General features: G+C 53.3%; 22 protein-coding genes. 9 read left to right on the top strand and 13 right to left on the bottom strand.

Annotated elements, in window-relative coordinates; genetic code table 11:
• Positions 1 to 3: 3 nt before the first annotated feature.
• Positions 4 to 1,404 (bottom strand): MFS transporter, encoded by a 1,401-nt coding sequence (locus tag E6P06_RS26620; protein WP_003837680.1) that lies wholly within the window; start codon positions 1,402 to 1,404, stop codon positions 4 to 6.
• Positions 1,405 to 1,656: 252 nt separating this feature from the next.
• On the opposite strand from E6P06_RS26620, the gene E6P06_RS26615 reads away from it, so the two are divergent.
• Positions 1,657 to 2,472 carry a helix-turn-helix domain-containing protein gene (locus E6P06_RS26615; protein ID WP_139935854.1) on the top strand — a complete coding sequence of 272 codons (816 nt, stop codon included), beginning with the start codon at positions 1,657 to 1,659 and terminating at the stop codon, positions 2,470 to 2,472.
• Positions 2,473 to 2,476: 4 nt separating this feature from the next.
• Here the strand turns inward: E6P06_RS26615 and araD are convergent, their stop codons facing one another.
• The 8 genes from araD to yiaK all read right to left on the bottom strand — a co-directional run bounded on the left by araD (position 2,477) and on the right by yiaK (position 10,051).
• On the bottom strand, positions 2,477 to 3,172 hold the full coding sequence (gene araD / locus E6P06_RS26610; RefSeq protein ID WP_003024215.1) for an L-ribulose-5-phosphate 4-epimerase: 696 nt from the start codon (positions 3,170 to 3,172) through the stop codon (positions 2,477 to 2,479).
• Positions 3,166 to 4,026, bottom strand: a complete 861-nt coding sequence (locus E6P06_RS26605) for an L-ribulose-5-phosphate 3-epimerase (RefSeq protein WP_003024218.1) — start codon at positions 4,024 to 4,026, stop codon at positions 3,166 to 3,168. Before E6P06_RS26605 ends, araD begins: the two co-directional genes overlap by 7 nt.
• Positions 4,019 to 4,681, bottom strand: coding sequence for a 3-keto-L-gulonate-6-phosphate decarboxylase UlaD (gene ulaD / locus E6P06_RS26600; RefSeq protein ID WP_054528929.1), 663 nt, complete (start codon positions 4,679 to 4,681; stop codon positions 4,019 to 4,021). The genes E6P06_RS26605 and ulaD overlap by 8 nt, the downstream gene beginning before the upstream one ends.
• A complete protein-coding gene (locus E6P06_RS26595) occupies positions 4,681 to 6,183 on the bottom strand; it encodes an FGGY-family carbohydrate kinase (RefSeq protein WP_139935853.1) in 1,503 nt (500 codons plus the stop codon). Before E6P06_RS26595 ends, ulaD begins: the two co-directional genes overlap by 1 nt.
• 97 nt (positions 6,184 to 6,280) lie before the next feature.
• Positions 6,281 to 7,600: an MFS transporter gene (locus E6P06_RS26590; protein ID WP_032937196.1), complete on the bottom strand. Its 1,320-nt coding sequence runs from the start codon at positions 7,598 to 7,600 to the stop codon at positions 6,281 to 6,283.
• Positions 7,601 to 7,631: 31 nt separating this feature from the next.
• Positions 7,632 to 8,564 carry a DUF4862 family protein gene (locus E6P06_RS26585; RefSeq protein ID WP_139935852.1) on the bottom strand — a complete coding sequence of 311 codons (933 nt, stop codon included), beginning with the start codon at positions 8,562 to 8,564 and terminating at the stop codon, positions 7,632 to 7,634.
• A 12-nt stretch (positions 8,565 to 8,576) separates the two neighbouring features.
• Positions 8,577 to 9,041 (bottom strand): YhcH/YjgK/YiaL family protein, encoded by a 465-nt coding sequence (locus E6P06_RS26580; RefSeq protein ID WP_016151153.1) that lies wholly within the window; start codon positions 9,039 to 9,041, stop codon positions 8,577 to 8,579.
• Between the two features lie 11 nt (positions 9,042 to 9,052).
• Positions 9,053 to 10,051 (bottom strand): 3-dehydro-L-gulonate 2-dehydrogenase, encoded by a 999-nt coding sequence (gene yiaK / locus E6P06_RS26575; RefSeq protein ID WP_003024235.1) that lies wholly within the window; start codon positions 10,049 to 10,051, stop codon positions 9,053 to 9,055.
• Between the two features lie 217 nt (positions 10,052 to 10,268).
• Between yiaK and yiaJ the strand changes: the two genes are divergently transcribed.
• Positions 10,269 to 11,084 (top strand): IclR family transcriptional regulator YiaJ, encoded by an 816-nt coding sequence (gene yiaJ / locus E6P06_RS26570; RefSeq protein WP_003024237.1) that lies wholly within the window; start codon positions 10,269 to 10,271, stop codon positions 11,082 to 11,084.
• A 117-nt stretch (positions 11,085 to 11,201) separates the two neighbouring features.
• Positions 11,202 to 11,675, top strand: coding sequence for a 4Fe-4S dicluster domain-containing protein (locus E6P06_RS26565; protein ID WP_139935851.1), 474 nt, complete (start codon positions 11,202 to 11,204; stop codon positions 11,673 to 11,675).
• 35 nt (positions 11,676 to 11,710) lie between these two features.
• On the opposite strand, the gene avtA is transcribed toward E6P06_RS26565, so the two are convergent.
• Together avtA and malS are read right to left on the bottom strand one after the other, a co-directional pair.
• Entirely contained in the window at positions 11,711 to 12,961 is a 1,251-nt protein-coding gene (avtA, locus tag E6P06_RS26560; RefSeq protein ID WP_003837697.1) for a valine--pyruvate transaminase, read from the bottom strand.
• Between the two features lie 176 nt (positions 12,962 to 13,137).
• Complete coding sequence (gene malS, locus E6P06_RS26555) at positions 13,138 to 15,168, bottom strand: alpha-amylase (RefSeq protein ID WP_139935850.1); 2,031 nt, start codon at positions 15,166 to 15,168, stop codon at positions 13,138 to 13,140.
• A gap of 316 nt (positions 15,169 to 15,484) precedes the next feature.
• Between malS and E6P06_RS26550 the strand changes: the two genes are divergently transcribed.
• Positions 15,485 to 16,309, top strand: a complete 825-nt coding sequence (locus tag E6P06_RS26550) for a protein bax (RefSeq protein WP_003024247.1) — start codon at positions 15,485 to 15,487, stop codon at positions 16,307 to 16,309.
• A 44-nt stretch (positions 16,310 to 16,353) separates the two neighbouring features.
• On the opposite strand, the gene xylR is transcribed toward E6P06_RS26550, so the two are convergent.
• The gene (gene xylR, locus E6P06_RS26545; RefSeq protein ID WP_003024250.1) at positions 16,354 to 17,532 is read right to left on the bottom strand and encodes a D-xylose utilization transcriptional activator XylR; all 1,179 of its coding nucleotides are present in this window, start codon (positions 17,530 to 17,532) and stop codon (positions 16,354 to 16,356) included.
• 361 nt (positions 17,533 to 17,893) lie between these two features.
• Here xylR and xylA point away from each other — a divergent pair, with 361 nt between their 5' ends.
• The 3 genes from xylA to yiaB all read left to right on the top strand — a co-directional run bounded on the left by xylA (position 17,894) and on the right by yiaB (position 21,263).
• Positions 17,894 to 19,216 carry a xylose isomerase gene (xylA, locus tag E6P06_RS26540; protein ID WP_003024252.1) on the top strand — a complete coding sequence of 441 codons (1,323 nt, stop codon included), beginning with the start codon at positions 17,894 to 17,896 and terminating at the stop codon, positions 19,214 to 19,216.
• Between the two features lie 71 nt (positions 19,217 to 19,287).
• Positions 19,288 to 20,742: a xylulokinase gene (xylB, locus tag E6P06_RS26535; protein ID WP_139935849.1), complete on the top strand. Its 1,455-nt coding sequence runs from the start codon at positions 19,288 to 19,290 to the stop codon at positions 20,740 to 20,742.
• 167 nt (positions 20,743 to 20,909) lie between these two features.
• Entirely contained in the window at positions 20,910 to 21,263 is a 354-nt protein-coding gene (yiaB, locus tag E6P06_RS26530) for an inner membrane protein YiaB (RefSeq protein WP_054528877.1), read from the top strand.
• Here yiaB and E6P06_RS26525 read toward each other — a convergent pair.
• Positions 21,260 to 22,255, bottom strand: a complete 996-nt coding sequence (locus tag E6P06_RS26525) for an acyltransferase (protein WP_139935848.1) — start codon at positions 22,253 to 22,255, stop codon at positions 21,260 to 21,262. The two genes, yiaB and E6P06_RS26525, sit on opposite strands and share 4 nt — an antisense overlap.
• A gap of 172 nt (positions 22,256 to 22,427) precedes the next feature.
• On the opposite strand from E6P06_RS26525, the gene E6P06_RS26520 reads away from it, so the two are divergent.
• Together E6P06_RS26520 and glyQ are read left to right on the top strand one after the other, a co-directional pair.
• On the top strand, positions 22,428 to 22,736 hold the full coding sequence (locus E6P06_RS26520; RefSeq protein WP_003024259.1) for a YsaB family lipoprotein: 309 nt from the start codon (positions 22,428 to 22,430) through the stop codon (positions 22,734 to 22,736).
• A gap of 95 nt (positions 22,737 to 22,831) precedes the next feature.
• Positions 22,832 to 23,743, top strand: a complete 912-nt coding sequence (gene glyQ, locus E6P06_RS26515) for a glycine--tRNA ligase subunit alpha (RefSeq protein WP_001168551.1) — start codon at positions 22,832 to 22,834, stop codon at positions 23,741 to 23,743.

The raw sequence follows: 23,743 nt of genomic DNA, 5'->3' as shown, positions 1-23,743 counted from the left end.
TCCTTAAGGCTGTACATGACGCTGACGCAGATCGGTGGCAATGCGCGACATCATCGGATTATTGAGTTTGCAGATGCGGATGGACAGCGCCAACAGCAGGTGGAACAGCGCGGGCAGCAGCGTCTCCATCGCGGTAATTCCTTGCAGCGAGCTGGCGGTTTGGTTACCAGCGCCTGGCTGATAGGCGACAAAAATAAACAGCAGGCTGATGATCCCCGCACTTGAGGCCCAGGCCAGCTTGATGAAGAACAGATTGAAGGCGAAATTCATGCCGGAGGAACGTACGCCGGTTTTCCACTCGCCGTAATCGTCGGCGAAGGCCATCAGTGAGAAGTGCAACGGCAGCGTGAAGCCTAAAATAATGCCGTTACCGAGGATGACTGCCAGCCACAGCGTCTGATAAGCCGGGCCGGTTGGCAGGAACCACATCAGTATCGCCAGGGCCGTCAGCACCAGATTGGTGTAGTAATAGAGTTTGACGGTATCGATGCGGCGGGTCAGGGGGCTGACGATCACTGAACCGATGATGGACGCGAAAGTGACCATGGTGAAAAACAGCGACGTATAGGCGGTGCTGCCTTCCAGCACGTAGGTAATAAAATACATGTACCCGCCGCCGCGAATATTAAAGACGTTGATCAGCAGGAAAGACATTACCAGCATCAACAATAGCTGATCGTTTTTGCGCAGCCCTCCAATGTGTTCACGCAGGGTAAATTTCCCCATCATCGCCAGCGGCACACGCTCGCGAACCCAGAAGAAACAGCACAGGAACATCACCACCGCGATGGCACACAGGATGCCCACGCCAAACTGATAACCCTGTGCGGCATTGCCCTGACCCAGAATATCCACCATCCATGGCAGACCAACGGAAACCAGGAATCCCGCCACGCCGCACAGCACAAAGCGCCAGGACTGACAGGCGATCACCTCGTTATGGCGGGTCGTCATGGTGTTGATCAGCGCACAATACGGTACGTTGATGGCGGTATAGCCGACAGAGAGCAGGAGATAGGTGCCGAATGCCCAGGCGATCTTGACCCCCATGCTGGCGTCCGGGACGGTAAAAGTGAGCACGCCAATAATACCGATCGGAATCGCAACCCACAGTTGCCACGGGCGAAAGCGCCCCCAGCGGCTTTGCGTACGGTCGGCTAGCACACCCATGATGGGGTCGGAAATGGCGTCAAATACACGCAGGGCAATAAATAATGTGCCGACCAGCGCAGGCGTTAACCCGAAGACATCGGTGTAGAAAAATGTCAGGAAGTTCATGATCAGGCAGGTAATTACTGTCCCGCCAGCATCGCCTAGTCCATAACCAATTTTTTCACGCAGGGATAATTTGTCGTCCTGGGCACGCTGTGCCAAATCAGATGTTGTAATCGGAGCCGAAGTCATAAATAACTCCCGGAGAGGATGTTCAGAAAGTATCCCGCTACGTTGCGGGTTATTTGTTTGTAATTTGCAAAATACGTTATTTATTCTGCACGAAATGTTTGGGTCAACAAGGGAAGAGAAAAGTATAAAAAGATGACAATTCCGACTTCATTATAAAAATGTGATTTCGATCCGGCGGAAAGCGGATTTATCGTGAATAATCAATGATGAAAATCGGTTTAAATAATGTAGAAAGCGGGAATTTTAATATATATGCTCGAATTGTCCATGTCTCTTCCGATTAAAGTGCAAAATGGTGGGCTATTTATTTCCCGGGGCGTGGGCAGTCATCCTGCGCGACGATTGCAATCCTGGGAAATTATCTTTGTTGAAAAAGGGATATTAACGATTCGCGAAGGCCAGACAGTTTTTTGCGTGAATGCTGGGGAAAGTTTGCTGCTGTGGCCGCAGCGCTTGCATATTGGCGTTGGGCAATTTCCGGCTGATTTGAAATTTTACTGGCTGCATTTTGAGGTGACGGCAGAAAACGACGCATCAATAACGGAACCGTTACTTGCTATCCCTCAACATACCCGGGTGGGCGAGCCCCAATATATTATTTCGCTGTTTCGCCAGTTCTTACGCGAGCAGGAAAATATTCATCGCAGCATGGCGCTGGAACTGATCCTGCTGCTGATTTTGCAGCAAATATCCGCAGCCGCCAGCGAGCAACCTGTCGACAGCCCCGGGAATGCGTTGGCCTGGAAAGCGCAGCAAATCATTCACACCCGGTTCCACCTGCCGATTTCCGCCTCAACGTTGGCGAAAGAGCTGCATTGCAATGCGGATTATCTGGGGCGCGTTTTCCGTGGCGCTTTCCGGCTGACGCTAACCGAAGCGTTGCACCGTCAGCGGGTAAGGGCGGCAGAAAAACTGTTAATCAGCGATTCGCTGTCGCTAACCGAGGTGGCGATGAAATGTGGATTTAATGATGTGGGTTATTTTCGCAAAATATTCCACAAGCACACCAGCCTGACGCCCGCGGCGTGGAAACGGCGCTATTGCAAAGAACATATCAATAGCGCCTGACCCGTTATTGTCCGTAATACGCATTCGCCCCGTGTTTGCGCAGATAATGTTTATCCAGCAACTCAGACTGCATATCCGGCAACTGCGGGGCTAACTGGCGAGAGAACAACCCCATGTAGGCGCACTCTTCGAGCACCACAGCGTTATGCACCGCGTCTGCGGCGTCTTTACCCCAGGCGAACGGTCCGTGGGAGTGCACCAATACCGCCGGAACCTGCAGCGGATTGAGATCGCGCTGCTCGAAGGTCTGAATGATCACCTCTCCGGTTTGATATTCATATTCGCCGTTGATCTCTTCAGCGGTCATTAGACGCGTACACGGAATAGAACCATAGAAATAATCGGCATGCGTGGTGCCCCATGCAGGGAGATCCAGACCCGCCTGCGACCAGATTGTCGCGTGGCGAGAATGGGTATGGACGATCCCGCCGATCTGTGGATAACGACGATACAGCGCCAGATGGGTTGGCGTGTCGGACGACGGTTTTTTGTTGCCTTCCACTACGTTGCCGCTGGCAATATCCACTACCACCATGTCGTCGGCGGTCATCACCTCATATTCCACGCCGGATGGCTTAATCACCATCAGTTTACGTGTTTCATCCACTGCGCTGACGTTGCCCCAGGTAAAGGTGACTAAGCCATGAGCCGGGAGCGCCAGGTTTGCCGCCAGCACCTCGGCTTTCAGTTGTTCTAACATGGAAATCCTCCTTCCTGCATGCGTGCTTCTATCCAGCGCCGTGCCTGGATAATTTCCAGTACCGGCTCCTTCGCTTTTTCAGTCCACATTTCAATCAGAAACGACCCGCGATAGTTCAGCTGATGCAGCGTTTTGAAGATGCCAACAAAGTCCACGCACCCTTCGCCAAACGGCACATCGCGAAACTGGCCCGGATGAGTTTCGGTTACCGGCAGCGTGTCTTTCAGATGGATAGCAGCGATGCGGTCAATGCCCAGCGTCAATTCGGCAGTGACGTCATTCCCCCAGGCGCTGAGGTTGCCCACGTCCGGATAAACGGTGAACCACGGCGATGACAGCATTTCATCCCACTTTTTCCACTTGCTGATCGAGTTCATAAACGCGGTATCCATGATTTCTACCGCCAGCATCACCTGCGCGGCAGCGGCTTGCTCGACGGCCCATGCCAGCCCTTCGGCAAAGCGCTGCTGCGTTCCTGCGTCATGTTCTTCGTAATAGACGTCGTAACCAGCCAGTTGAATAGTGCGGATACCCAGATCGCGCGCCAGACGAATGGCTTTGCTCATTATTTCTCGCGCCCGCTCACGCACGGCTTCATCGCGGCTGCCAAAGGGAAAACGACGGTGGGCGGACAAGCACATTGATGGGATCGCCACGCCGGTTTCCAGCATCGCGCTCACCAGCGATGCGCGCTGAGCCGGACTCCAGTCGAGACGCGACAGACGTTCATCGGTTTCATCCACCGACATCTCGACGAAATCAAAACCGCAGCTTTTTGCCAGCACCAGCCGTTCCGGCCAGGAGAGGTCTTTCGCCAGCGCTTTTTCATAGATACCTAATGGATGATTACGCATGCTGTGTTCCCCAGATGGCGTCGATTTGCGCATGGAATTCGCCAGCAACCTGCGCTGGGTTTTGCGCTCCCGCCAGCGCGCGCCCGGCAATAAAAGCTTTGACGTTAATATCGCGAAACAACGACAGATCGGCGGGCGTGATCCCACCGGTAATCGACAGTTCCAGACCAATATCAGAAAGCGCCTTCATACGCGCCAGGTCTGCTTCTCCCCACTGTTGTCCGCTGGCCTGAGCATCGCGGCCACGATGGTAAATCGCCTGGCGAACGCCAACGCGATACCAGTCGCGGGCATCATCCAGCGTCCAGTTGCCGAACAGCTCCATCTGAATTTCGCCGCCGCAGGACTGCGCGATGCCATGACCTTTCTCTACCGTCGCCAGCGGCGCAGCACAGATAATGGTCATCCAGTTTGCACCTGCTCCAAAGGCTTGCTGCGCGAGGGTTTCGCCCGCATCGGCCACTTTCCAGTCGGCGACGATGATTTTATTCGGGCACTGGGCACGCAGTGCTTTCACGGCGCTCAGCCCTTCGGTTAAGCAGAGAATCGTCCCCGCTTCAACGATATCGACGCTCTCTTGTAGCAGCGCGACGTCGCGTTGTGCGGCTTCAAGGCTGGTGTGGTCGAGCGCCAGTTGCAGTAATGGTCGACTCATCATTCGTGCTCCTTAATGCGGGCGTGGTAGCCCTGTAGTGCGGTAATTAAATCCAGGTATTGGCGGTATTTATGCTGATAGCTCGCCTGCGCGGCGGCGTCCGGCAATAGCGTGCGCACCGGGTGCTGTAGGCTGCGCTGGGCGTCGCTGAAGTTGGAATAAACGCCGGTGCCGACGCGGGCGGCGAGCGCAGCGCCAAAGCAACCGGTCTCTTCAATCTGTGGCAATTCGATACGTAAACCGCTGACGTCTGCCAGCATTTGCATCCAGATGTCGGAGTGCGCCGGACCGCCGGTGACGCGCAGGGTATGCGCCTTCGTAAAACGTTCGCGCATGCGGTTGAGGTGGGTCATGTGGCTAAAAACCACGCCTTCGTAGATGGCCTGTAATAAGTGGGCGCGAGTGTGTATTGCCTGCATGCCATAAAAGCCGCTGGTCATCTCCAGCCCGGCGTTGCTGCCGTACAAAAAGGGCAGGAAGAAAAGCTCGCTACCGGCTTTCGGTAAGCTGGCGACGGCCTGATTGATCTCAGCAAAAGAGAGTTCGCCCCACTGGGCGGTAAACCATTCCAGATTGCCGGAAGAGGTCGGGCTAGCTTCGTGAACGATGTACTGCCCGTCGTTGACATAGCGCCCATAAACATAGGGATGGGCCTCGTGGTCGCGCAGACCGTGAGCGATCCCGCTGGTGACGGCCCAGGTACCCATCACCGCGTTGAGGGTGTATTCATCTTCGATACCGGCGCAGAGTGCGGTGGAAACCACATCAAACAGTCCACCGACGACGGGCGTGCCCGCCGCCAGACCGGTTATGGCGGCTGTCTGAGCGGTGATTTCCCCGCATATTTCTGCTGAACCGACAATCGGCGGTAGCGCATTGTCGATCTCACTGATGCCCAGCCACTGGGTCAGGCGCGAGTCGTACTGACCCGAAGTCATGTTGTAGAGGTTCGACTCGGAGATATTGCTCTCTTCACAGCCTTTGATGCCGGTTAAGCACCAGCGCAGATAGTCATGGCCCATCATGACGCAGCCAATTTGCGCGTAACGGTGAGGTTGATTCTCTTTCACCCAGCGCAGCAATGATGCCGGATGCCCGGTCCACAATGTCTGGCGGGTTACCGGGTAGAGCTGCTCAGGGATCCCATCCTGCTGCCAGCGCTGAACGATATCCATCGCCCGGCGGTCGGAAGAAAGGATGGCATTGCCCAGCGGTTTATCCTGCTTATCGAGAAGGAACAGGCCTTTGCCCTGAGCGGAAATACCGACGCCTTTGATTTGATCGCCGCAGACGCCGGTGCGCGCTAACAGCCCGGCGATCATGGCTACACACTGTTGCCACAACTGGTGCATATCGCGTTCGGCGTAACCGGGCAATGGCGATGCGGTCTGCAACGATTGCCGGTTAATGCCATGTTCATGACCTTTGGCGTCATACAACCCGGCTTTCAGATACGTACCGCCACAATCAATACCCAGCCAGAAGGTCTCTTTCTCACTCATCTTGTTATCTCATTTTTGCCGGATGGCGCTGCGCTTATCCGGCCTACGACGGTTGCTACCTGTAGGCCCGGTAAGCGCAGCGCCACCGGGCATTGTTTTACGCTGTACGTTTATGTGGATTCAGTGTCTTTAGCGGAGTGGCACCGGCGTCGCATTTGGCTGGCAGCAGCAGCGCCATCAGCGCGGCCAGAGCCAGTGAGATAGCCAGGCAGTAAACCCCCGCATCTTTGCTATACAGGGTGATGAGTACGCCGACCGCATAAGGACCGCAGAAGCCGCCGAGGTTGCCCAGCGCGTTGATGACTCCACGCGCGCCACCGGCCATTTCCGCACTGAACAAACGCGCCGGAATGGTCCAGAACACGCCCGCTGCCGATTGCAGGAAGAAGCCGCAGCCGACCAGCGCGGCATAAGCCAGCCAGACGTTATTTTTCAGCGCCACGGAAAGGAACATGCACAGGGCAAAGCCAATCAACGGCAGGCAGACGAACAGCTTGCGTTTGCCGGTGCGGTCAGAGAGAGAAGAGAACAGGAACATCCCGGCAATGGCCCCGACGTACGGCAGAATGGCGAGCATACCGACCTGTCCCATACTGCTGTGCGTCAACTCTTTGAGGATGGTCGGCAGCCACAGGGTGTAACCGTAAATCCCGGTCTGATAGAAGAAGTTCAGCGCGATGAGCTGCCACATGGTTTTATCGGAAAGCACCGCGCCCAGAGAGGCATTTTTGACTTCCGTTCCGGCAATGGCTTTTTGCTCGGCGGCCAGCGTTTCGACCAGGTAATTTTTCTCGGCCTCAGAGATCCAGCGCGCCTCCTGCGGACGGTCGTAAACGGTATAGGCCCACAACACCAGTACAACGACGGAAAGCAAACCTTCAATGATGAACAGCCAGCGCCAGTCGAGAACGGTGATAATCCAGCCCGAGAGCGGGGCGGTAATGATCCCGGCAATCGGCACAAACATAATCACAATCGCATTGGCGCGACCACGCTCGGCGTCGGGGAACCAGTTACTGATCATCGTCAGCACCACCGGCAGCATGCCGCCTTCGGCAACGCCGAGTAAAAAGCGCAGAACCAGCAGTTGGTACTGATTAGTGATTAACCCCGTGAGGACGGAAATAACCGCCCAGGCAACCAGCGACCAGCCGATAAATTTCTTGCCGCTGCCGTGAACGGCAATTTTTCCGCCGGGAACCTGTAAAAACAGATAACCGATAAAGAAAATACCGCCAGCCAGTCCTGCCATGGTGGCGGAAATACCTAATTCCTCATCCATTCCGCCCGGCATCGCGAAAGCGATATTGACGCGGTCCATATAAGAAATAATACAGGCGATGAGAATAGGTGGAATAATCCGCAGCCAGCGCTGACGGGGTATATCTTTGAGTGTAGGGCGAGAGGTCATGTTCATATTAATATTCTCGTAGAGTAGTATTTTATTTTTATAGTTTTGCTTTATTTAATGCGGCGATACCGTCGCGCAATATTGCTACGCGATGGTTCACATCTGCATTGGCGTTTATTTCCAGCAATTTAATACCGGCAAATTGCAATGGTTCGGCTTTTGCGCAGGCGAATAATTCGCGGGCATGGTCGGTGGTCATCAGGCTTTGTGGGCAGAATGGGGCAAACGGCGCGTGTAAGTCCTGCCATTCGCCGTATTCCCCCGCAAGCGTGGTACCGGAGAACATCAGCGCACCCAGTTTTCCAGCCCGTTTGGCCTGCTGCGTGTGGGCCAGCGCCAGGGCGGGATTCTGCCCTTCAATGGTCGATCGCGCCCAGTTAATGCACACGCTGATGTCATACCCGGCAATGACCTCCAGCACATTGTCTAACGGCAGAAAGCCTTTGCGCGGCGCAATGCCGGTCATGGCGTCGCAATGTTCCAGCACCAGATCGCAGGACCAGTCCCAGGAGGTAATCTCTTTCAGCGAACGGGCAAACGCGTCGGTGGCCTGTGCAACATTTGGGTTGCTGGCATTGGGGGCGGCATGCAGTTCCAGCGCAATCACTTTTCCGGCGTGTGCCGTATTGATATGGTTGATTTTCTGCTGCAGATGACGGTAATACGCCACGCAGGCTTTACGCTGTTCTTCGTCGCTGGAGGCCAGCCCAAAAGCGCTGTTTGCGGCGCGACGGCGCATGGTTTCCATAATGGCGGTGACCACGATTTGCCAGTCGCCCGGCGTATGACGTAATAACCATTCGTCGCCTAACGGATGAAGATGTTCAAGGCAGGGCTGCTCCAGACCGCGAATATCCGGAGTATCGGCGAGCTGTCGCCAGAATTCCTTCTCTTCCTCTTCACTCTTTTGGTGAAATGAGGGTGCACAGGGGTACGCGCCGATAATATAACCGGCATTATTAACGCTCATGTTGTGCTCCTTTTATAAAACTGAAATAGCAACCTTCACAACTATTTTGCGGATCGCCGTGGCGACAGTTTTATGACATGCAGGACGGTGAACATCCTGCGGGAAAAATATGGCGTAGCTTCCCGGAATCATTTCAATGAAAGATTCATGTTCGCTGGCGTGATAAAAAATAATATCGCGCTGTTCTAATAACGATTCGCTGATTTGGTTATTCCCGGTATCAATCGCGATCCCGATTTTCTCTTCGCCCCAGGCCAGAAATTGAATATCCAGGTAGCGGCGATGCACCTCCGGGCGATTTTCGGCAACGTCACGCGTGGTTAAATCGATAACCTGCGCAAAGATATTTTTACCGTCGATTTCTACCACGCCCGGTTCCAGATTGCGGAAGTCTGTGCTGCGCAGAAAGTCGAGTGCCCTTTCAATCGCCGCGGGTAAACGACATGGGTTAGGCTGAGCGATATGTCCAAAGATCATACACTGACTCCTTACAACGCCTGAATTTTGGCCCAGACGCTGTCATCAACGGTGATACCGTTACGGCGGTTTTCTTCCAGCAGCTTTGTAAACTCGTGGCCCGGCAGGCGGACAGGTGTGTTTTCATCGGCGCGTTCGGCGGAGGTGATGAAATCCATAATCCGCTGTAGCTTGGCATCACGGGTGGCGCCATCGATCAGCTTATCCACTTCAATGGCGATGAAAATCTGTGAAACGCCATATTCATCGCTGTTGTCCTGGGTGACCTCGGCCACGGAAGAACCGTCTGAAAGCAGGGTGGCGATCATATCCAGCACAATCGACAGACCTGAACCTTTCCAGTAACCCATTGGTAAAATGCGGCGGTTTTTTTCGATAACGCCCGGCTCTTTAGTGAGATTGCCTTCATCATCAAAGCCACCATCTACCGGCAGTTCGCGACCGGCCAGGCGATTCACTTCCAGCATGCCGTAGGAGAACATCGACATCGACATATCAACCATGGTGATTGGCGATGAGGGGATCGCGACGATCAACGGGTTAGTACCAATGCGGCACTCTTTCGAACCCCACGGCGGCATGACGGCAATCGAGTTAGTCCAGCAGATACCGATGTAACCTTTCTCCGCCGCCTGCCAGCCATAGCTGCCGCCGCGCATCCAGTGGTTGGCGTTACGCAGTGCGACCAGGCCAATACCGTGATCGGAGGCCAGCTCAATGGCTCTGTCCATCATCTTTTTCGCCGTCAGATTTCCGATCGAACGCTGGGCATCCCATTGTTCAATCGCTCCCAGGCTAGTAATGCGTTGCGGTTTGGCCTCAGGAATGATGTCGCCGTTATCTAATTGCTGAATAAAACGAGGAAAACGATTCACGCCGTGTGAATACACGCCGGACTCGGTGGTGCGCGCAAACATTTCGGCACAGGCATCGGCGGTTTCAACGGCGATACCGCGTGCCAGCAGTACCCGATTGAACGCATCTTTCAACTGCTCAAAAGTGACTTTCATTCCTGTTTCCTTGTTTAAATTTGATCGCTTTTTTATCTCTAAATTTCACTATGCGAAATCTGATTTCAAATATAGCGATCAAATTTTGACAGATCAACGGGGTGGTCTATTTTTTAAAATCATCAAAATCAAATAGTTGTGTTTTTTCGGTTCAGATCGTGAACTGAAACACACTTTGCGCTACCATCAGAGCGCGACGAAAAGGGGAGCGGAAGCGATGGGCACAAAAGAGAGTGAAATGACGCAAGACAAAGAGAGGCCAGCCGGAAGTCAGAGCCTGTTCCGTGGTTTGATGTTGATTGAGATTCTGAGTAACTATCCGAATGGGTGCCCGTTGGCGCATTTGTCTGAACTGGCAGGGCTGAACAAAAGTACTGTGCATCGACTCCTGCAAGGGCTGCAATCCTGTGGGTATGTCACCCCCGCGCCAGCGGCAGGGAGTTATCGCCTGACCACCAAATTTATTGCCGTGGGTCAGAAGGCGTTGTCGTCACTGAACATCATCCATGTTGCTGCGCCGCACCTCGAAGCGCTGAATATCGCCACCGGTGAAACCATCAACTTCTCAAGCCGTGAAGATGACCACGCGATTCTGATTTATAAGCTGGAACCGACGACGGGCATGCTGCGTACCCGCGCTTATATCGGCCAACATATGCCGCTGTATTGCTCGGCGATGGGTAAAATTTACATGGCGTTTGGGCATGCGGATTATGTGGAAGCCTACTGGGAGAGCCATCAGGATCTTATTCAGCCCCTGACCCGCAATACCATTACCGGTTTACCGGCGATGTACGACGAATTGGCGCAGATCCGCGAAAGCAGTATGGCGATGGATCGGGAAGAGAACGAACTGGGCGTTTCCTGTATTGCCGTGCCGGTGTTTGATATTCATGGTCGGGTGCCGTACGCGGTGTCAATTTCACTCTCTACCTCGCGACTTAAGCAGATAGGGGAAAAAAATCTACTCAAGCCACTACGGGAAACCGCGCAGGCGATTTCAAATGAGCTGGGTTTTACCGTTCGCGATTAGGCAGAGATCCATAGTTATTCAGGTACCTGACAATATTTAACCGTTTCCCCTGTCCGATCAAAGCGACAAGGGCGACCTCTCTGGCACTCTGTGGTTTTCACGCAGAGGGAGGGGACAATGAACGCGTTTATTATGGCGGATGCGGCAAAATGTATTGGGTGTCGTACCTGCGAAGTTGCCTGCGTCGTCGCGCACCAGCAAAACCAGGACTGTGCGTCGGTCTCTTCTTCTGCGTTTATACCGCGGATTCGGGTAATCAAAGATGACGCCTTTACAACGGCGGTCGCCTGCCATCAATGCGAAGACGCTCCCTGTGCGAATGTTTGTCCAACTTACGCCATTCGTCGTGAACATGGGCATATCTTCGTTGAACAGACACGTTGTATTGGTTGTAAAAGCTGTATGCTGGCTTGCCCGTTTGGGGCAATGAATGTCGTTGCCCGTTCGTCGCGGGTGCAGGCGATAAAATGCGATTTGTGCTGGCATCGTGAGACGGGGCCAGCGTGTGTAGAAGCCTGCCCGACCAGCGCGTTGCAGTGTATAGATGCGGTCAGCGTCCAGAAACAGCGTCTACGTTCCCAGCCGCTGTGAAAGTAGCCCGACCCGTGCCTGGGTCGGGTTTATCATCAGCCTTCCAGCCAGGCGCGTTCGATCTCTTCAGCCAGAATCTTCACGCCAGCCTCGATTTTCTCCGGTTCCGGAACGTAGTTCATGCGCATGCACTGATGGGTATGCGGCCACGGTTTATCCAGCCCCGGGAAGAAGTAGTCGCCGGGAACCATCAGCACGCCACGCGCTTTCAGGCGCTGATACAGCAGTTCAGTCGTGATGGGCAAATCTTTGAACCACAGCCAAAGAAAAATCGCGCCCTCTGGTTTATGGATAAGGCAGCGATCTTCTGACAAGTAGCGGCGAATAATCGCAATCGTCTCCTGAACGCGCTGATAGTAAAACGGTTTAATTACCGTTTCGGACAGGCGCAGTAGATCGTTACGTTTAATCATCTCGCACATCATCGCCGGTCCCATCCCGCCAGGAGCAAGGCTGATGATGCCGTTCATATTGGTAATCGCAGTGATGATTTTTTCATTGGCGATAATGATGCCGCAGCGGGAACCTGGCAGACCCAGCTTGGAAAGGCTCATGCACAGCACAATGTTGGGGTTCCACAGCGGACGCGCTTCGCTAAAGATGATGCCAGGGAATGGTACGCCATAGGCGTTATCAATCACCAGCGGGATCCCATGCTGGTTGGCCAGCCGGTCCAGCTTCATCAGCTCGTCGTCTGTGATCACATTGCCTGTCGGGTTAGTCGGGCGTGACACGCAGATCATCCCCGTCTCTTCACCGATGTGCAGGTGTTCAAAATCAACGTGATACTTAAACTGGCCTTCCGGTAACAGTTCGATGTTCGGACGTGCGGATACGAAAAGATCTTCTTCTAGCCCGGAATCGGCATAGCCAATGTATTCCGGGGCTAATGGGAATAACACTTTTTGCGTTGTTCCGTCAGCGCGGCGTCCGGCGAACAGATTGAATAAGTAGAAAAACGCGCTCTGACTGCCATTTGTCAGTGCAATATTTTGTGGCTCGATATCCCAACCCTGCTTCTCACGTAGCAGTTTCGCCAACTCAGACAGGAGCTCGGTTTTCCCTTGCGGACCGTCATAATTGCAAAGCGCATCAGTGGCTTTGCCGTTTGCCAGCATATCTGTTAGCAGAGACTGGAAGTAATTTTGCATCTCTGGAATTTGCGCCGGATTACCACCGCCGAGCATGATGGCGCCTGGGGTGCGTAAACCGTCGTTGAGGTCCTCCATCAGGCGGGTGATGCCTGAATGGCGGGTAAATTTGTCGCCAAAAAGTGAGAATGTCATAGCAGGGGGTCTGTCGAACTGAGTAGTAAAGTGGCTAACCATAGCGCTACCCATGGCAGGGTGCAAATCAGGGGAAGCGGACCGGATTGATGTTTTGTGCTGCAGATGTTTGCCTGGCTGGTTTTTTATTTTGTGTTGGGCTTCCCGCCGCATGCACAGCGGGAAGCCTGTTGGGATCAGGGCTGGCCGGCCCACACCACCATCACCTTATCGTCGCCATGCTCGCGGATAAATCCGTATCCCTGCTTCAATGTCAGCGTAGTCTGTTTACCGGCGCCGATGGCGGGATGTCTGGCTCGGAACTGACTGATGCGCTGCCAGTGTGCGACGCTGGCGGCAGATTTCCCGCTCACATCCTGCCAGTTCATTTCTGAGCGCGTGCCCTGCAATGGGTCTGAGCCTGTTGGTCCAAAGGGTCGGGCCGACTCGTCACCGTAAAAGAGTTGTACCGCGCCAGGTGCCAGCAGCAATAGCTCTGCGGCTTTGTCTCCACCTTCGCGAAACAGACGCGTATCGTGTGAGGAGAGATAGCTCAGGACGTTGAAATCCTGCAGTTTTTCAGCCATTTGTTGCCAGGTGACATCCATATTTGCCAGACAATCGACGGCCTTTGTCGCCTGCTCCTGATAGTCGAAATTGATCATCGCATCAAAGCCGTGACGGTAATAGTCGCTTTGCATCACGCCGTGACCCCAGGCCTCGCCGGTCATCCAGAAAGATTCATCATCCAGCGCTTTATCCGGGTTGGCTTTCTTCCACTCAGCCAGCGCTGCGCTGGCCTGTGTTTTTAATTGCTGCCAGGCGGGAAGCTCGACGTGTTTGGCGGTATCAACCCGAAAGCCGTCAATCCCGTAATCACGCACCCACTGGCTGAGCCAGTGCGTCAGATAATCGCGGGGCGTGTAACCGGCGATAGCTTTAGCGTGCGTATCTGGCTTATGCTGATAAAAGTTTGGCAGCCCGGAAGGTGTGGTGGATTCGGTTTTCAGATCGGGCAGGAAGGCCAGTGACATGGTCAGGTCGTCAAAGCCAGGATTGTCGTAATCGCCAATATCGGTACGGATCCAGTTTTTCCCCCACCATTTTTCCCAACCTGCTTTATCGCTGAAGTTGATGTAATCATTAAAGCTGTGCCAGCTTTGCCCGGCGGCTGGCTTCCAGTCCGTCCAGCGTTCACCGAGCGTGTTTTTCAGTTCATCGCCCGACAAGTACAGCGCTCCAAACTGATACTCCTGCATATCCGCCAGCGTGGCGTAGCCGGTATGATTCATGACGACATCGAACAGGATACGAATGCCGCGCTGGTGCGCACCGTCAACCAGGGCACGCAGGTCAGCTTCATTACCCATATTCGCATCGAGCGTGGTCCAGTCCTGAGTGTAATAGCCGTGATAAGCGTAGTGGGGGAAATCGCCTTTGGTGCCGCCGCCGACCCAACCGTGAATTTGCTCAAACGGTGCGCTGATCCACAAGGCGTTGACGCCCAACTGTTGCAGGTAGTCGAGTTTACTGGTGAGTCCGCGCAAATCGCCACCGTGGAAAGTGCCAATTTCCTGCATGCCGTCGTTGCGACGTCCGTAGCTGTGGTCGTTGCCTGGGTCACCATTTACAAAGCGATCCGTCAGAACGAAATACACCGTAGCGTTATGCCAGTCGAAAGTAGCCGGGGCATCGGTTTCTGCCCGTTCCAGCAGCAACAGCCCGTTACTGGCTGCGGCAGGCTGTAGGGTAATCGACCCATTCTTTACGGTTGCCGTTTGTTTGCTGTAGTAATCGCGCACCACGGCACCTTCCGGAAAGGTCTGGCTCACATCCAGTGTTAACGGCGAACCATCCCATTTCGGGCACTGGCGAATCTGGGTCGTGACAGGGTCTGCGGCGCTTTTTACCGAAAGCATCAACGTTGGCGTTCCGGAGCGGGTATCGACTTCCAGCGTGTAATCGCCGTCTTTGAATAAACGCCACTGCGGCGGCGCGCCTTCACACGGTTTTAGCGATAGCATCTGGTTGAGTTTTATCGCATCAGCAGGCTGCCAGCACTGTTGGTCAAAATTCAGGATTAAAGGACGAGTACCCTTCGTCAACGCTGCATGGCTGACGAATTTACCCGTACCTTCCGCTTCGAAGTTGGGGAGTCCCTGAGAAGTCCATGATGAGGCGATGGCAATGCCGGGCATGAGCGCCAGCGCAACGGCGGCAAGTTTCATAATGCTGTCCTTGGTGCTGCTGTTTTCGCCAGTTTGCCAGTGAAATCAGGCTGGAAACTCATCCTTTGAGTCGATTCCGCCAGGAGGAGAAGTGAGGGTGAGCGATCGCGTTCAAAAAATGAACTAATTTTGCGATAACCTCCACATTTTCTTCGAATTAATGGCACCCTGAACTGTTAATGCGTGACATAGTTTCAGAATTGGACTATTCCTTTGGGTGCTCTTGACGGCTATTTTTGATATGATTTGAGATTCATCTCTCATTTTTGTGAAAAATATAAGGTGTTGGAATGTATAAATCCGACCAGGAGACCTAATGATATTGACTCCCATTCGACGATATGGGGCAATGATTCTTATGTTACTCACCGTTGCATTTTCGGGTGAGGTGCTGGCAAAGACACACACGGCGACAACGAGTCACAAGCCCCAGATAACCAAGGCAAGTAATAAACAGGTTAGCAGTAAACAAGAGTATTCTCGCAATAGTGCAAAGAGTAGTTCACTTCCTGATTTGCGAAAATACCCTTCCGGAACACCAAGGAAAAAAGCGTTTCTCCGGACGGTTATGCCTTATATTACCAGTCAAAATGCTGCCATTACTGCGGACCGTAACTGGCTGATTTCAAAACAGTACCAGAATCGCTGGTCACCGACTGAGCGTACGCGTATGAAAGACATCGCGAAGCGCTACAAGGTGAGCTGGTCTGGCAACACGCGTAAAATTCCGTGGAATACGCTGCTTGAGCGCGTAGACATTATCCCGACCAGTATGGTGGCAACCATGGCTGCGGCCGAAAGCGGCTGGGGTACGTCGAAGCTGGCGCGTAGCAACAACAACCTGTTTGGCATGAAATGTGGCAAAGGTCGTTGTAACAATGCCCCTGGTAAGGTGAAAGGCTACTCACAGTTTGAATCGGTGAAAGAGTCGGTGAATGCTTACGTCATCAACCTGAACACGCACCCGGCTTACTCTTCTTTCCGTAAATCACGTGCGCAGCTGCGTAAAGCCGATCAGGAAGTCACCGCTACCGCGATGATCCATAAGCTGAAGGGTTATTCCACTAAAGGACAGAGCTACAACAACTATCTGTTCGCAATGTATCAGGATAACCAGCGTTTAATCGCCGCGCATATGTAATTCTGTGTGCCGGATGGCGGCTTCGCCGTATCCGGCAATAATCCTCACAGCAACACTTCGCTGTTCACATCGCGATACTCTTTTGGCGTCGTGTCGTACTCTTTCTTGAAGACCGAATAGAAATACTGCAGAGACGGATAGCCGCACATCTGTGAAATTTCGTTGATTGAAAGCGTGGTAGAAATCAACAGACTGCGCGCTTTTTCCAGCTTTTCGGCATGAATCACGGCGTGGATAGTCTCTCCGACCTCTTCTTTAAAACGCTTCTCCAGATTTGAACGTGAAATCCCTACTGAATCAAGAACTTGCTCAACCTTAATCCCTTTGCAGGCATGATTGCGGATAAAGTGCATCGCCTGAATGACGGCAGGATCGGTCAAGGAGCGGTAATCGGTTGAGCGCCGCTCAACCACGCGCACCGGAGGAACCAGAATGCGTTGCAGCGGCAGCGCCTCATTCGCCAGCAAGCGGTGCAGAAGTTTTGCGGCCTGGTAGCCCATCTGCCGGGCTCCCTGAGCCACGGATGACAGCGCTACCCGTGACAAGTAACGGGTCAGTTCTTCGTTATCTATTCCTATCACGCATAGCTTTTCCGGTACCGGGATATGTAGGTGCTCGCAGACCTGCAGGACGTGTCGTGCCCGCGCGTCGGTGACCGCGATAATGCCGGTTTGCGGCGGCAACGTTTGTAGCCAGTCTGCCAGACGATTTTGCGCGTGCTGCCAGTTTTCCGGCGCAGTTTCCAGCCCCTGGTAGACGACGCCTCGGTACTTTTCTTTAGCCACCAACTGGCAAAAGGCATATTCACGTTCTGCGGCCCAGCGTTTACCGCTTGAGGAAGGCAGGCCGTAAAACGCAAAACGGTTAACCCCTTTCTCTTTCAGATGCAGAAAAGCGCTTTCTACCAGCGCGTGGTTGTCGGTAGCAATGTAATGTACCGGGGGGTAATCTTGCTCCCGATGGTAGGAACCCCCAACGCCGATGATCGGAACATCGACATCGGCAAGTAATTGCGCAATGTCATCATCGTCATAATCGGCAATAACGCCATCGCCTAACCAGTCTTTAATATTATCGATACGGGCGCGGAAATCTTCCTCAATGAATATATCCCACTCGGATTGCGATGCCTGTAAATATTCACCCACTCCTTCTACCACCTGACGGTCATAGGCTTTATTGGCATTGAATAACAGAGTGATGCGGTGACGTTTATCAAACATAAGAACCTGTCCTGGAAAGGTTAACGTGGGCCTGTCGATACTAGCAAAACCGCCGGTACGACTGCTTGATGAAGCGTGACAAATTTCCTGATTGCCTGAGGCCAGGCAAAATTTACATACTGTCAGCGGGATGACAATTGTCATTTTTCATCTGCGCATTACGGTTTTTTGTTTAATGGCTAACCTTCGATCGCGATCGCTTTTTTATTTCGTTTTTCAGCGTGTTTTTTTGGGAGCCAGCGCACGTTTGGGTATTCTCTTAATAGCGGTGTGAAATAACGTAATTGAGCAATAAATCAGGAAATTCCAGTATAGCCATATCGCAGTTTACTTACCGTATTACCTGATTATGGAGCTTATTATGCCGGCTTATTTTGACCAACTCGATCGTGTTCGTTTTGAAGGTACTCAATCCACCAACCCGCTCGCATTTCGCCATTACAATCCTGACGAAATCGTGTTGGGCAAACGTATGGAAGATCATCTGCGTTTTGCTGCCTGCTACTGGCATACCTTCTGCTGGAACGGTGCGGATATGTTCGGTATGGGCGCTTTCGATCGTCCGTGGCAGCAGCCTGGTGAAGCACTGGCGCTGGCGAAACGCAAAGCGGACGTGGCATTTGAGTTCTTCCACAAGCTGAACGTGCCTTACTACTGCTTCCATGATGTGGATGTCTCGCCTGAAGGGGCTTCACTGAAAGAGTACAAAAACAACTTTGCGCAGATGGTTGATGTGCTGGCGGCAAAACAGGAACAGAGCGGCGTGAAGCTGCTGTGGGGAACAGCAAACTGCTTTACCAACCCACGCTACGGCGCGGGTGCGGCAACAAACCCGGATCCAGAAGTGTTCAGCTGGGCCGCCACGCAGGTGGTTACGGCCATGGATGCCACGCACAAGTTAGGCGGTGAAAACTACGTTCTGTGGGGTGGTCGTGAAGGCTATGAGACGCTGCTGAATACCGATCTGCGTCAGGAACGTGAGCAAATTGGTCGCTTCATGCAACTGGTGGTGGAGCACAAACACAAAACCGGTTTCCAGGGCACTTTGCTTATCGAGCCGAAACCGCAGGAACCGACCAAGCACCAGTACGACTACGATGCGGCGACCGTCTACGGCTTCCTCAAGCAGTTCGGTCTGGAAAAAGAGATCAAACTGAATATCGAAGCTAACCATGCCACGCTGGCGGGCCACTCGTTCCATCACGAAATCGCCACCGCTATCGCGCTGGGTCTGTTTGGCTCTGTCGATGCCAACCGTGGTGACGCGCAGCTGGGCTGGGACACGGATCAGTTCCCGAACAGCGTAGAAGAGAACGCGCTGGTGATGTACGAAATCCTGAAAGCGGGCGGTTTCACCACCGGTGGCCTGAACTTCGATGCCAAAGTGCGTCGTCAGAGTACCGATAAATATGATCTGTTCTATGGTCATATTGGCGCGATGGATACCATGGCACTGTCGTTGAAAATTGCGGCCCGTATGATTGAAGACGGTGGTCTGGATCAGCGCGTGGCAAAACGTTATGCCGGTTGGAATGGTGAGCTGGGCCAGCAAATTCTGAAAGGGCAGATGACGCTGACGGAAATTGCGCAGTACGCTGAACAACATAACCTGGCGCCGGTGCACCAGAGCGGTCATCAGGAATTGCTGGAAAATCTGGTGAACCATTATTTGTTCGACAAATAACGGGTTTCTGAGAACGTCCGTAAGCCCGGTCAGCTCGCGCTACCGGGCCTTTCTTTAAGGAACGATGCCTTATGTATATCGGGATAGATCTTGGCACATCAGGCGTAAAGGCCATCCTGCTCAACGAGCAGGGGGATGTGGTCGCTTCGCACACGGAGAAACTCACCGTCTCGCGCCCGCATCCGTTATGGTCTGAACAAGACCCTGAGCAGTGGTGGTCGGCAACGGATCGGGCTGTGAAAGCGCTGGGTCAGCAGCATTCGCTTCGCGAGGTGAAAGCGTTGGGGATTGCCGGACAGATGCACGGCGCGACGCTACTGGATGAGCAACAGAAGGTATTGCGTCCGGCTATTCTGTGGAACGATGGTCGCTGTGGTGAAGAGTGCGTGATGCTGGAGAATCAGGTTCCGCAGTCTCGTGCGATCACCGGCAACCTGATGATGCCTGGCTTTACCGCGCCAAAACTGCTGTGGGTGCAACGCCACGAGCCGGAGATTTTCAACCAGATTGATAAAGTCCTGCTGCCGAAAGATTACCTGCGTTTGCGCATGACCGGTGATTTTGCCAGCGATATGTCTGATGCGGCAGGGACAATGTGGCTGGATGTCGCGAAGCGTGACTGGAGCGATGTCATGCTGACTGCCTGTAAACTGACTCGCGCACATATGCCTGCGCTCTATGAAGGCAGCGAGATTACCGGAACCTTGTTGCCAGACGTCGCTAAAGCCTGGGGAATGCAGGAGATTGCGGTTGTTGCCGGAGGTGGTGATAACGCGGCGGGGGCGGTTGGCGTAGGCATGATGAATGCCGGTCAGGCGATGCTTTCGCTGGGGACGTCCGGTGTCTATTTTGCGGTGAGTGATGGTTTCCTTAGCAAACCGGAAAGTGCGGTTCACAGTTTTTGCCATGCTTTGCCTGAGCGATGGCATCTGATGTCTGTGATGTTAAGTGCGGCATCGTGTCTGGACTGGGCGGCAAAATTAACCGGACTGGCGAGCGTTCCTGCATTGATCGACGCTGCGCAACAGGCTGATGAACTCGCGGAGCCGGTCTGGTTTTTACCTTATCTTTCCGGTGAACGTACGCCGCATAACAATCCGCAGGCCAAGGGCGTATTTTTCGGTCTGACGCATCAGCATGGTCCGGCAGAACTGGCGCAGGCGGTGCTGGAAGGTGTGGGGTTTGCGCTGGCTGACGGTATGGACGTGGTACATGCCTGCGGCGTGCAGCCCGCCAGCATTACGTTGATTGGCGGCGGGGCGCGCAGTGAATACTGGCGTCAGATGCTATCTGACATCAGCGGATTGCAGCTGGATTATCGTACCGGCGGTGATGTCGGCCCTGCACTTGGTGCGGCGCGACTGGCGCAAATTGCCATGAATCCGCAGCGGCCTTTATCAGACCTTCTGCCTCAGCTTACGCTGGAACAAGCGCATTATCCTGACGCCGGGCGCCACGCGCTTTACCAACAACGTCGGGAAACCTTCCGCCTAATCTACCAGCAGTTGCAACCGCTGATGTCCTGATCCTCGTTCCCCTCTGGTAAACAGAGGGGATTTATCAAATGTATATTTCAATCCAATAAATAGTTAGTACGCATGGATTTATTCTGAAAGTCCGGCGTAGTGCCATTTTTCTGTGTTGTCTTTAGCGGGTTATTCATATTGTATCCATGATGGATAAGGAGATCCCAATGAAGACGACAAGGCTGTTGCTATGGATGTTATTCCTCTCTGGCGCACTGATTTACGTTATTGGTTTTTGGCGGGCATGCCCGTTATTGAGTGGCAAAGGCTATTTTTTCGGCGTGCTGATGACGGGAATGTTTGTGACATATGTTTATCAGCGTGCTGAAAATCTCGATCAGAGCGACGAGCGCTTAACCTCTGTATGTCAAATGGTCACACTCATCACGGTAGGGTTGCTGCTGGTGGGCGTCTGGAACGCCCCATTATCGCCCCTTGAAAAGGGGCTTTACCCGATGGCATTCATCGTATGTTTACTGGGGCAAGCTTTATTGCTGCGCCTGCAAAATACGGGGGATTAACTCACCAGCCTGCGCGTATCGATGCGTTGCAGCAGCATGGATAGCAGCAGGCTTCCCGCCAGCGTGGCGCTGAAAATCCACAGCATATCGAGCGGCGGCCAGTTCTTGAGTTCGATGCCATTGGTGCGCAGCGCGTGAATGATCAGCGCATGAAAACCATAAATGCCCAATGAATGGCGAGAAATAAGGCCCAGTAGCGGCAGAGTACGTGTGCTGAGCGTATTTTTGACCAGCGTCAGGAGTGAGGCGGCGCAAATAAATACCGCAGGGCCGCAGTAGAGGTACCAGGTGTCGGCAAAATTGCCTCGCCAGCGCAGTTCATGCAATGTGCCACGAGAAATAATAAATACTGCGGTAATGAATAACGCCGCACAGAGCCAGCTGAGCGCGCGCTTTTGCGTATCCATCATGCCAATCGCCCGGCCCAGCATGCCGTACAGGATGTAATAGAAGGTGTCGCCGCTGATGTACAGGTTAATGGGTAGCCATTCAAAACCGCCAATTTTTTGCGAGACGGTATTGGGATTGGCAATCACGCCTATCACCACCATCAACGCCAGCAGCATCTTGCCGCTGATATTTTTCACCTGTATCAGCGGAGAAACCAGGTAGATGACGGCGATCGCGAAGAAAAACCACAGATGATAGAACACCGGCTTTTGCAGCAGGTTCTTCAGCGACAGCTCAGCGTTGATCGAGGTAAACAGCAGGATATAGGCCAGCGCCACGCTGCTGTAAAACAGAATGCAGAGCGTGATGCGCAGGAAATGGCGCGGTTTGGCGCTACGCTCGCCAAAAAACAGATAACCCGAAATCATAAAGAACAGCGGGACGCTGACGCGAGAGGCTGAATTGAGCACGTTAGCCAGATCCCAATTCAACGGGCTGACGCTTTGCGCATTGGTGATGTACCAGGTCGTGGTGTGGATCATCACGACCATTAAACAGGCTATCCCGCGCAGGTTATCAATCCAGAAAATTTTGGGCTGCATCAGTTCCTCTGTGTCCATTAAAAAAAGTCTGACCGATATTTTGCGAACGTAGCTCACTGGAATAATCCGAGTTCTTACGCTAAAGCTTGAGATGGTCTGATGAGATTCTCAAAATAGGATCTGTTTCCAGACACTAATAATAAGACTGACCAGCAAACCAGGCGGTAATAAAATGATGATGAAGTATTTCTTTCCCACAATCGCTACCCTTTTGCTGGTAGCGTGCGCTGACACACAACCGTCTGCACCCGCGCAGAAAGCGCAAAAGGTTAAGGTCAGTGCCACACGTTCGCTGGATATGGAGTCATTGTGCAAAAATGAGGCGGCGCAACGCTACAACACTGGCGCGCAGAAAATTGATATCTCCGGCCTGGAGCAATTCCAGGGCAGCTATGAGATGCGTGGTTCTACCTTCCGTAAAGAGAGTTTTGTCTGTTCTTTTGATGCAGACGGGCAGTTTTTGCACCTTTCCATGCGCTAAGTTCCCCCTTTTTCCCGTTTCGTACTGTATATCTTGCAGCCAGCGGGTATACTGATCGCTTCCTTTAAATCCACACGTATCCAGCACGAAATAATATGCAAAAGTTTGATACCAGGACCTTCCAGGGCTTGATCCTGACCTTACAGGATTACTGGGCTCGCCAGGGCTGCACCATTGTTCAACCATTGGACATGGAAGTCGGCGCGGGAACATCTCACCCAATGACCTGCCTGCGTGCGCTGGGGCCGGAACCGATGGCGACTGCTTATGTGCAGCCTTCCCGTCGTCCGACCGATGGCCGCTATGGTGAAAACCCGAACCGCTTACAGCACTACTATCAGTTCCAGGTAGTGATTAAGCCGTCACCGGACAACATTCAGGAGCTGTACCTGGGTTCTCTGAAAGAGCTGGGTATGGACCCGACCATTCACGATATTCGTTTCGTGGAAGATAACTGGGAAAACCCGACGCTGGGTGCCTGGGGTCTGGGTTGGGAAGTGTGGCTGAACGGCATGGAAGTAACTCAGTTCACCTACTTCCAGCAGGTTGGTGGTCTGGAATGTAAACCAGTAACCGGGGAAATTACCTACGGTCTGGAACGTCTGGCCATGTACATTCAGGGCGTAGACAGCGTTTACGACCTGGTCTGGAGTGACGGCCCGCTGGGTAAAACCACTTACGGTGACGTGTTCCATCAGAACGAAGTGGAGCAATCCACCTACAACTTCGAATACGCCGACGTGGACTTCCTGTTCACCTGCTTCGAGCAGTACGAGAAAGAAGCGCAGCAGCTGCTGGCGCTGGAAAATCCGCTGCCGCTGCCTGCGTATGAACGTATTCTGAAAGCCGCCCATAGCTTCAACCTGCTGGATGCGCGTAAAGCCATCTCCGTCACCGAGCGTCAGCGCTATATCCTGCGCATTCGCACCCTGACCAAAGCAGTGGCAGAAGCTTACTACGCTTCCCGTGAAGCCCTTGGCTTCCCGATGTGCAACAAAGACAAATAA

The sequence above is a fragment of the Citrobacter sp. CF971 genome (genome assembly GCF_006385635.1).
GTDB classification, from domain to species: domain Bacteria; phylum Pseudomonadota; class Gammaproteobacteria; order Enterobacterales; family Enterobacteriaceae; genus Citrobacter; species Citrobacter freundii.
The sequence above is the reverse complement of the archived record's forward strand: the minus strand, read 5'-3'. Positions and strand labels throughout refer to the sequence as shown.